This is a genomic window from Streptomyces azureus, from assembly GCF_001270025.1.
Lineage (GTDB): Bacteria > Actinomycetota > Actinomycetes > Streptomycetales > Streptomycetaceae > Streptomyces > Streptomyces azureus.
The window spans coordinates 1-5026 of sequence record NZ_DF968319.1 but is presented as its reverse complement, the minus strand read 5'-3'; the positions used below and the strand labels follow the sequence as shown (position 1 = coordinate 5026).

Annotated in this window: 4 protein-coding genes; all 4 read left to right on the top strand. The window is 69.2% G+C overall.

The window, feature by feature from the left end:
• Positions 1-537 precede the first annotated feature (537 nt).
• The 4 genes from AOQ53_RS22740 (at position 538) to AOQ53_RS22725 (ending at position 4905) form a co-directional block, all read left to right on the top strand.
• Positions 538-1542: a LacI family DNA-binding transcriptional regulator gene (locus tag AOQ53_RS22740; protein WP_059419974.1), complete on the top strand. Its 1005-nt coding sequence runs from the start codon at positions 538-540 to the stop codon at positions 1540-1542.
• A 251-nt stretch (positions 1543-1793) separates the two neighbouring features.
• Positions 1794-3041: a sugar ABC transporter substrate-binding protein gene (locus tag AOQ53_RS22735; protein WP_059419973.1), complete on the top strand. Its 1248-nt coding sequence runs from the start codon at positions 1794-1796 to the stop codon at positions 3039-3041.
• A 35-nt stretch (positions 3042-3076) separates the two neighbouring features.
• The gene (locus tag AOQ53_RS22730; RefSeq protein ID WP_059419971.1) at positions 3077-4084 is read left to right on the top strand and encodes a carbohydrate ABC transporter permease; all 1008 of its coding nucleotides are present in this window, start codon (positions 3077-3079) and stop codon (positions 4082-4084) included.
• Complete coding sequence (locus tag AOQ53_RS22725) at positions 4081-4905, top strand: carbohydrate ABC transporter permease (protein WP_059419969.1); 825 nt, start codon at positions 4081-4083, stop codon at positions 4903-4905. The genes AOQ53_RS22730 and AOQ53_RS22725 overlap by 4 nt, the downstream gene beginning before the upstream one ends.
• The last annotated feature ends 121 nt before the right edge of the window (positions 4906-5026 follow it).

The window sequence follows — 5026 nt, the reverse complement described above, 5'->3', positions numbered from 1 at the left end:
TTCTCGCGCTGACCGCCGCGATCTGGCACAACGACGCCACCGGACAAACCGTTCTACGCTCACTGATCTCCTACGATCACTGACCCCTTGGAATAGATCATCTAGAGGAGTGGGGCCCCGGAACGGGGCTCGCACGCGCTTCCTCGGACGGGTGGTCGCTGCACGTAGGGCGGGCTTCGGCTGATCCCGGTGTGGATCAAGGGGCACCGGAAATGGGGCCTTGACGAAACCACCCCGGCCCCCGCCCCGGCCCCGGACGCCGCAAGTCCCCGGAGGGTCCGTCGCCGCGCCGGTGCCTCGTCCCCGCAGTTGACGGAACCTTCCCTGATAGGAGAGCAAGCGGATCGCATGCTTTGGGCAAAGTGCCTTCACGATCCGTTGACAGCCCCGAGGGCGTTTTCTACTTTCATCGCAACGCGAACCGGTTCGACACCCGGTACGCAGCACCCCACCCTTCCCGCCCTGTCCATTCCCAGTGGTCCGCCTCTCTCCTCACCAAAGAGTCGAACCGGTTCGCTGTCGTGCAAGGGAGTTGCCGTGAACATCGGTGAGATCGCCCGCCGGGCCGGGGTTTCCCGGAGCACGGTTTCCTACGCAGTGAGCGGCAAGCGGCCGGTGTCGGAGGAGACCCGGCGCCGGGTCCAGCAGGTCATCGCCGAGCTGGGCTATCAGCCCAACGCCAGCGCGAGGGCTCTGGCGAACGGCCGGACCAGGACGCTCGGCCTCGTCTTCCCGCCCGCCGGACACCACTACACCGGCATGCAACTGGACTTCATCGGCAGCGTGGTGGAGGCCGCCGCCGACCGGGACTACGACGTACTGCTGTCACCCAGCGGCATGGACAGCGACTGCTCCTTCCAGAGGCTGCTGGCGGAGCGGAGGGTCGACGGCGCGATTGTGATGGAGATCAGGCTGGACGACGACCGGGTCTCCCACCTCAACGAAGTCGGCTTCCCCTTCGTCACCATCGGCCGCACCGCGCACCCGGACGGTACGTGGTGGGTGGGTATCGACCACGCCGCGCTCGCTGCGGCGTGCGTGCACCACCTCGCCGACCTGGGCCACCGCACCCTCGCCCTGGTCAACCGGCCCGAGCAACTGCTCAAGGCCGGGTACGAGTCGGCCCGCCGGGGGCTGGAGGGGTTCACCAAGGCCGTCGCGGAACGCGGGCTCAGCGCACGGACGTACAACTGCGGGGACGACGCGCTCTCCGGTCAGCTGTGCGCGGCGCGGATCCTGCGCGACGACCCGGCCACCACGGCTCTGGTCACCCTCAACGAGGCCGCCCTCGGCGGGCTGTACCGTGGCCTGGCCGAGTCGGGCCGTCTGGTGCCCGGCGACTTCTCGGTCACCGGGGTGGCGGCCGCGCGCTGGGCCGAGACGGTCACCCCGCCGCTCACCGCGGCCGACGTACCGGCGGAGCAGTTGGGCCGACTCGCCATCGATCTGCTCGCCGAGCGACTCGACGACCCCGAGTCGATTCCCCGCTCCCGCCTCCTGGCCCCACCCATCTCCCTGCGTTCCAGCACCGGTCCCGCCTGACCTCCAGGCGCCGGATTGACCTCCAGGCGCCGGACGGCCCGGCACGGCCATCGCCTTCGGGGCGGACACCCCGAGCCGTACCCGCCCGAGCCGCGACCTTCTCGCGGACCCCAAGCCGCCTGATCACTTCACCGAATGGCGTTCGACACGACGAACGCCGGGTGGGCGGACGGTCCACCCTGCCCACCCGCACCTCTCACCAGCACCTGCACCTCTCACCCGCACTGCACGAAACGGAAAGGCCCCACCCCATGAACAGAGCCGCACAACGACGTCTGATCGCCGCCGCCACGACCCTGGTCGCCGTCGCCACCGGCGTCACCGCCTGCTCCTCCTCCGGCAGCTCCACGACGGCCGGATCCGACGGGAGCAAGAGCACCTACACGGTGTGGGACCCGTACCCGCAGTTCGACAAGACCTCGAACTGGGCGAAGCTGCTGGACAGATGCGGCAGCAAGGCCGGGGTGACGATCAAGCGGACCGCTTTCGACACCACCGACCTGACCAACAAGACCCTGTTGGCAGCCCAGCAGGGCAACGCGCCCGACGTACTGATCGTCGACAACCCGGTCGTGTCCACCCTGGCCGAGGCCGGAGTGCTGACCACGACGGACGAGAACGGGATCGACACCTCGAAGGTGCAGTCCAACCTGCTCGGCCCCGGCCGGTCCGGCGACAAGACGTACGGCATACCGGTCGGCGCCAACACGCTGGCCCTCTACTACAACAAGCGGGTCCTGAAGGATGCCGGTGTCGACATCTCCACCATCCAGGGCTGGAAGTCGCTGACCGCCGCGCTGGCGAAGGTCAAGGCGGCGGGCAAGAAGGGCATCACCTTCTCGGCGGTCGGCACCGAGGAGGGCAGCTTCCAGTTCCTGCCGTGGTATTGGGGATCCGGCGCGCAGCTGACCAAGCTGAACTCCGCGGACGCCGTCTCCGCGCTCGGACTGTGGACCGACTGGCTGAAGAAGGGCTACGCACCCAACTCGGTGATCAACAACACCCAGACCACCAGCTGGCAGGAGTTCGCGAGCGGCGACTACGCCTTCGCCGAGAACGGCACATGGCAGCTGGCCAACGCCAAGAAGGCCGGCTTCGACTACGGCGTCATCCCCGTACCGGGCAGGTGGGGCGGCAGCGCCCCGGTGCCGACGGGCGGCGAGTTCGTCACCGTGCCCGTCCAGAAGCGGACCGACCGCTACGGCCCCTCGGACAAGATCGTCACCTGCCTGACCAGTGCCGAGAACTCGTACGACACCGACACCACCCTGTCGTACGTCGCGCCCACCGACGCCGTCCAGGCCAAGCAGGTCGCCGCCGACCCCGACCTGAAGGTCTGGGTGGCCGCGGTCAAGGCCGGCAAGGGGCGGACCAGCGACAACCTGGGCACCAAGTACCCCAAGATCTCCCAGCAGTTGTGGACCGCGGTGCAGGCGTCCCTCAGCGGTTCCAGGTCCCCGCAGGCAGCGCTTGCCGCGGCGCAGTCCGCCGCCAAGTAGTCCGCCGGAAGTAGCGAGAACCCGGATTCCCATCGATGAACGACACGACCCACCTGGCCGACCGGCACACCGGGCGCGCACGGGGCGGCGGGGCGGCCACCGCCGCCCCGCCCGCCCCCGGCGGTCCCTCCCCGGTCCCGGTCGCGAAGCGACCACGGCGTCCCCGCTCCGGGCAGTGGACCGCCTGGGGCTTCCTCGCCCCCGTCACCGTCTACCTCGCGGTCTTCTACGCCTATCCCCTCTACCGCAACCTCGACCTCAGCCTGCGCGACTACACGGTCCGTTCCTTCGTCGAGGGCGACGCGCCCTTCACGGGCCTCGCCAACTACCGGACGATCCTGCACGATCCGGCCTTCGAGCCCGCCCTGATCCACACGGTGGTCTTCACCGTGGCGTCCCTGCTCGTCCAGTACGTGATCGGCCTGGCCCTCGCGGTCTTCTTCAACCAGTACTTCCGCCTCTCCGCGACCCTGCGGGCTCTTTTCCTGGTGCCGTGGCTGCTGCCGCTGATCGTGTCGGCCTCCACCTGGTCGTGGATGCTGAACAGCGACTCCGGCGTGGTCAACGCGGCCCTGCACGCCGTGGGCATCGGCCCGGTGCAGTGGCTGACCTCGCCGTCCTGGTCCCTGGCCTCGGTGATCATCGCGAACATCTGGATCGGCGTCCCGTTCAACCTCGTCGTCCTCTACAGCGGGCTGCAGGCGATCCCCGCCGCCCTGTACGAGGCGGCCGCGCTGGACGGTGCCAGTGCCTGGCAGAGGTTCCGGCACATCACCTTCCCGCTTCTGCGCCCGGTGTCCGCGATCACCCTGCTGCTGGGGCTGATCTACACGCTCAAGGTCTTCGACATCATCTGGATCATGACCAAGGGCGGCCCGGCGGACTCGTCCACCACCTTCGCCACCTGGTCGTACCGACTGGGGTTCGGCAACCTCGTGCCCGCCTTCGGCCCCGGAGCGGCGGTCGGGAACCTGCTCGTCGTCACCGCCCTCTGCTTCGGCCTCCTCCACGTACGCGCCCAGCGAAAGCAGCACCTGTCATGACCGCCCGCAGCATCGGCACCCGGTGGAAGACGGCCGTCGGCGTCCTCGTGACGGCGGTGATGCTCTTTCCGGTCTACTGGATGATCAACGTGTCCCTCACCCGGGACCAGGACATGCGCAAGTCGCCCCCCGACCTGCTCCCGCTGCACGGGACCCTGGAGGGCTACCGCACCGTCCTCGACGAGCAACTGCCCTACCTGGGCACCAGCCTCGTCATCGGACTCGGCACCGTCGTGCTGACCGTGGCGCTGTCGGCGCCCGCCGGCTACGCCCTGGCCAAACTGCGGCCCCCGGGCGGGGGGTTGCTCGGCTTCCTCATGCTGGCCGCCCAGATGGTGCCCGGCATCATCATGGCGATGGGCTTCTACGCCATCTACCTCCAGCTCGGTCTGCTCCAGTCGGTCCCCGGCCTCATCGTCGCGGACTCGACCCTGGCCGTGCCCTTCGGAGTGCTGATCTTCACGGCGTTCATGACCGGCATCCCGGGCGAGCTGCTCCAGGCCGCCCGCACCGACGGCGCCGGAGCCGCGCGCACCTTCTGGTCGATCGTCCTGCCGATGAGCCGCAACGCGATCGTCACCGTGTCCCTGTTCGCGTTCCTGTGGTCCTGGTCCGACTTCGTCTTCGCCGGCACCCTCGACAACGGCGGCGCCCAGCAGCCGATCACGCTCGGGATCTACCACTACATCGGCAACAACAACCAGCAGTGGAACGCCATCATGGCCACCGCCGTCGTGGCCTCCCTGCCCGCCGCGATCATCCTCGTGCTCGCCCAGCGCTATGTCGCCGCGGGTGTGACGGCGGGAGCCGTCAAGGACTGAGGGGCACCACCGCGTGCACGGCCTGTTCCGCCGCCTCGCGCACGTCCTGTCCCGCCGCGCGCACGGCCCGCTCCAGCGTCCCGCGTCGGCCCGCTCCAGCGCCCCACTCCCGCCCGAGCAC

Bases quoted from the DNA above. Each gene is read 5' to 3' on its own strand.
- AOQ53_RS22735 (WP_059419973.1), top strand. From the start codon at position 1,794: ATGAACAGAGCCGCACAACGACGTCTGATCGCCGCCGCCACGACCCTG.
- AOQ53_RS22730 (WP_059419971.1), top strand. From the start codon at position 3,077: ATGAACGACACGACCCACCTGGCCGACCGGCACACCGGGCGCGCACGG.
- AOQ53_RS22725 (WP_059419969.1), top strand. From the start codon at position 4,081: ATGACCGCCCGCAGCATCGGCACCCGGTGGAAGACGGCCGTCGGCGTC.